The sequence below is a fragment of the Streptomyces purpurogeneiscleroticus genome (genome assembly GCF_020024005.1).
Taxonomy (GTDB): Bacteria; Actinomycetota; Actinomycetes; order Streptomycetales; family Streptomycetaceae; genus Streptomyces; species Streptomyces purpurogeneiscleroticus.
Window position 1 is genome coordinate 1 of sequence record NZ_NHSG01000195.1, and the last position, 4,284, is coordinate 4,284.

Annotated in this window: 4 protein-coding genes; 2 read left to right on the plus strand and 2 right to left on the minus strand. The window is 73.3% G+C overall.

The features are described from left to right. The coding region (locus tag CCS38_RS12560; RefSeq protein WP_223733317.1) for an ATP-binding cassette domain-containing protein at nucleotides 1-944 on the plus strand (944 nt) is incomplete at its 5' end. A 48-nt stretch (nucleotides 945-992) separates the two neighbouring features. On the opposite strand, the gene CCS38_RS35525 is transcribed toward CCS38_RS12560, so the two are convergent. Together CCS38_RS35525 and CCS38_RS12570 are read right to left on the minus strand one after the other, a co-directional pair. Beyond that, nucleotides 993-1,616 carry a helix-turn-helix transcriptional regulator gene (locus CCS38_RS35525; protein WP_223733318.1) on the minus strand — a complete coding sequence of 208 codons (624 nt, stop codon included), beginning with the start codon at nucleotides 1,614-1,616 and terminating at the stop codon, nucleotides 993-995. A 569-nt stretch (nucleotides 1,617-2,185) separates the two neighbouring features. Further along, nucleotides 2,186-2,809 (minus strand): TetR family transcriptional regulator, encoded by a 624-nt coding sequence (locus tag CCS38_RS12570; RefSeq protein ID WP_223733319.1) that lies wholly within the window; start codon nucleotides 2,807-2,809, stop codon nucleotides 2,186-2,188. A gap of 237 nt (nucleotides 2,810-3,046) precedes the next feature. Between CCS38_RS12570 and CCS38_RS12575 the strand changes: the two genes are divergently transcribed. Beyond that, on the plus strand, nucleotides 3,047-4,284 hold a 1,238-nt coding region (locus CCS38_RS12575), incomplete at its 3' end, for a glycosyltransferase family 4 protein (protein ID WP_223733320.1).

Below are 4,284 nucleotides of genomic sequence, written 5' to 3' on the forward strand. Positions count from 1 at the left end.
CGGCGGGCCGTGGCGGCGGGGCGCGGCACGCCAAGCGGCCGCGGCACGCGCTGCCGCCCAAGCGGCTGACACTGCCCGGGGGGATTCCGGTACCGGGGCGTGCGCCGGGCGGCCGGTCCGCGCAGGGCGCGGGCGCGTACGCCGGGGACAACGCCGACCACGCGTCGGCCGAGGCTCCCGTGTCCCTGCCCGCGTGGGCGACGCCGCCCGCCGGGAGCGGGCTGGCCCTGGAGGCGCGGGGGGTGTCCTTCGCGTACGGGGAGCATGCGACGCCCGTGGTGCAGGGGCTGGAGCTGACCCTGCCGGTCGGCGGGCACCTGGCCGTCGTCGGGCCGAGCGGCATCGGAAAGTCGACGCTCGTGGCGCTGCTCGCGGGCGTGCTGGTCCCCGATCGGGGAGAGATCCGGCTGGGCGGGAACGGCGCGGGGTCCAGGCGCGTTCTCGTACCCCAGCAGGCTTATGTGTTCTCCGGGACGCTCCGGGAGAACATGCTGTACCTCTGCCCGCGCCCCGATGAGGTGCCGGACACCGCGCTGCGGGCCTCGGCCGTGGCCGTGGGCGCCGCGGGCCTGGTGCAGCGACTGGGCGGGTTCGGCGCGCGGGTCACGCCCGGCACGCTCTCCGCCGGCGAGCGCCAGCTGATCGCCCTCGCCCGCGCCCATCTCGCGCCCGCGCCGCTCGCCCTCCTCGACGAGGCCGGCTGCCATCTGGACGCGACGGCGGAAGCCCGCGCGGAGCGGGCGTTCGCGGCCCGGCCGGGCGGCTCACTGATCGTCGTCGCACACCGCATCAGTTCGGCGCTCCGTGCGGACCGCGTCCTGGTGATGGACGGTACGTACGCCCTGTGCGGGCGCCATCGCGACCTGCTGCGGCGCTCCGCGCTCTACCGCGACCTCGTGGGGGAGTGGGCGGACGCCGAAGCGGAGCCGGCCCTCTCCTCATGAGCGCGGGGCGGCCGGGCCTGCCGCCGGGACGCCCTCCCGGTGCGTGGGTCACAGCCAGCCCTCGCCCTGGGAGATGCGGATGGCGTCGACCCTGTTGCGGGCGCCGGTCTTGCGGGTGATCGCCGACATGTAGTTGCGCACCGTCCCGTTGGACAGGTGCAGCGTGCCGGCGATCTCGGCGACCGAGGCGCCCTCGGCGGCGAGCGTCAGCACGCTCAGCTCCCGCTGGGTGAGCGGCATTTCGGCGGCCTGCAGGAAGCCGAAGCCCAGCGAGCCGTCGACGAAGCGCCGGCCCGCGGCGACCTGCCGTATGCCGGCGGCGAGCTGCCCGGGGGAGCCCTCCTTGTCGACGAACCCGAGCGCGTCGGCCTCGAAGGCTCTGCGCAGCGGGCCCGGCCGGTGGGCCGAGCCGAGGACCAGCAGGGCAGGCCCCTTGGCCGGCCCGGCCGCGCCCTCCCGGCCGCCGCCCGCTCCGTGTTCCGCGCCGCACGGCACGGCCTCCGCCGCGCCGCCCGCCGGGTGTTCCCGGCATCTGTTGACCTGCTGCGGGATGTGCGCGATCGGGCCGCGCGCGGGCGTGCCGCGGCCCGGGACGGCGTGCGCGGCACTGCCGTGCGCCTCCGTCCTCGTCTGCGTACCGCCCGCGGGGGCACCTCTCGCGGCGGCGCCCACGCCGCTCACCACGGCGCCGTGCGCCCCGGCCGCCGCTCTCGGCGCCCAGCCGCTCCGGTAACCGTCGGTACTCCGATACGCACCGTCACTCCAGCCCGCTTCCTCTCTCGCGGAACTACCGTCGGCATGTGCCGCGGGCGCGGCACCGCTGTCCGATAGCTTTCGCAACGCACTCGCTCCAATAGGCATTGCGGAGTCCACATCCACCACACAGACGTCCGGCCGCAGCGCGCGCACCCGGCCCGCCGCGCCCTCCGGCGTGGACACCGCCACCTCTATGTCGTTTTCCCTGCTGAGCACCTCGGCCAACGCCCATCGAAACAGGCAGACGTCGTGCACCAGCAGCACCCGGATCACTGCAGTCCCCCTCCAGACCCCCGTGTACCGGCCTTATTTGGCAACCACCCCGAATTCATACCTGTAAAGGGCGCGCAGTGGGGCCGCAGATCAGGCCAAGAGGGGGCAAGGGGGCGCACGGGTGCACGGCGGGATGCATGTATGCACGCTGTAACGGCGCCAAACCGGTGCTTAACCAGGGGCGTGAAAGGGAACTTCGGCGTGAAAGCGGGCTATTCCGGGCGCTGCGGGCCGGTCAGCTCGATGAGCCGGCAGACCGTCTCGATGTCGATCTTCACTTGCGCAATCGATGCCCGTCCCGAGAGCCAGGTGATGAGCGCCGAGTGCCACGTGTGCTCGATCACCCGCACGGCCGAGAGCTGCTCCGGAGTGGCGGCGGATTCCAGCCCCATGGCGTCCAGAATGATCGCTGTCGTCAGCCGGGAGACGGTGTCCACCTCGGGGCTCACCGACCGGTCGGCGAAGGTGAGTGCGCGCACCATCGCGTCCGCCAGGTGCGGCTCGCGCTGCATCGCGCGGAACGCCCGCATCAGCGTCTGGGCCACCCGCGCCCCGGGGTCGCTCTCCGTCGGCGGCCTTTTGCGCAGCGTCGCGTGCATGTGCTGGAGCTGGTCCTGCATGGTCGCCACCAGCAGATGGATCTTGGAGGGGAAGTAGCGGTACAGCGTGCCCAGGGCGACGTTCGACAACTCCGCGACCTCGCGCATCTGCACGGCGTCGAAACCGCCGCGCCCGGCCAGCTGCGCGCTGGCGTGCAGGATGCGGCGGCGGCGCGCTTCCTGGCGCTCGGTCAGCGGAGGGGTGGCGGGAAGCGCCGGCCGGTGTTCGGAAGTCATGTGTCCCATTCCGTGGCGGTCCGTCCGTGCTGCGGGGGCTGTCGATCTGCTGATCGGCTCAGCATGGCAGGGGGTGGGTCGTGGCGCGAATCACCTGGTGCGGCTCTTTTCGCCGATGCCCCGACCGGTAGATTCGAGCCTGGTGAACTCATCGGTAACCGATCGGTTCTGTAACTTGTTCTAGATTAGCGCCAGCGGTTACGCTCCGGCGAAAGTCCAGTGAGAGAGGGGCCGAGAGTGTCCGCTGAGGCCGTCCGGGCAGCCGCCGCTCGCCCCGCCGAGATCACTGGCGACCGCCCCTTGCGGATTGCCCTGCTCACATACAAGGGGAACCCGTTCTGCGGCGGCCAGGGCGTCTACGTACGCCACCTCTCCCGCGAACTGGCCGGGCTCGGCCACTCCGTGGAGGTCATCGGCGCCCAGCCCTACCCCGTGCTCGACGGGGGCGTCCCGCTGACCGAGCTGCCCAGCCTGGATCTGTACCGGCAGCCGGACCCGTTCCGCACGCCGAAGCGCGGCGAGTACCGCGACTGGATCGACGCCCTCGAAGTCGGCACGATGTGGACCGGCGGCTTCCCCGAGCCGCTCACCTTCTCCCTGCGGGCCCGGCGCCATCTGGCCGCCCGGCGCGGCGACTTCGACGTCGTCCACGACAACCAGACGCTCGGCTACGGCCTGCTCGGCGACCTCGGCGCGCCGCTGGTCACCACGATCCACCACCCCATCACCGTCGACCGGCAGCTGGACCTGGCCGCCGCCGACGGCTGGCGGCGGCGCGCCTCGGTCCGCCGCTGGTACGGCTTCACCCGCATGCAGAAGCGGGTAGCGCGCCGACTGCCGTCCGTCCTCACCGTCTCCGGCTCCTCGGCGCAGGAGATCACCGACCACCTGGGCGTCCGTCAGGACCGCATCCACGTCGTGCACATCGGCGCCGACACCGACCTTTTCTCGCCGGATCCCGCGGTCCCCGAGATCCCCGGCCGCATCGTCACGACCTCCAGCGCGGATGTGCCGCTCAAGGGCCTGATCCATCTCGTCGAGGCGCTCGCCAAGGTCCGTACGGAGAACCCGGAGGCGCACCTCGTCGTGGTCGGCAAGCGGGCCGACGACGGGCCGGTGGCCGCCGCCATCGAGCGGTACGGGCTCGGCGGCGCGATCGAGTTCGTCAAGGGCATCAGCGACGCCGAGCTGGTCGACCTGGTCCGCGGCGCCCAAGTGGCCTGTGTGCCCTCCCTCTACGAAGGCTTCTCCCTCCCCGCCGCCGAGGCCATGGCCACCGGCACGCCGCTGCTGGCCACCACCGGCGGCGCCATCCCCGAGGTCGCCGGGCCCGACGGCGAGACCTGTCTCGCGGTGCCGCCGGGCGACGCGGGCGCGCTCGCCGCGGGCCTGAACCGGCTGCTCGGCGACGCGGAGCTGCGCCGCCGGCTCGGCGCCGCGGGCCGCGCCCGGGTCCTCGCCCGCTTCACCTGGCG

Coding starts and splice junctions, on each gene's coding strand:
- CCS38_RS12570 (WP_223733319.1), bottom strand. CDS start 2,809: ATGACTTCCGAACACCGGCCGGCGCTTCCCGCCACCCCTCCGCTGACC.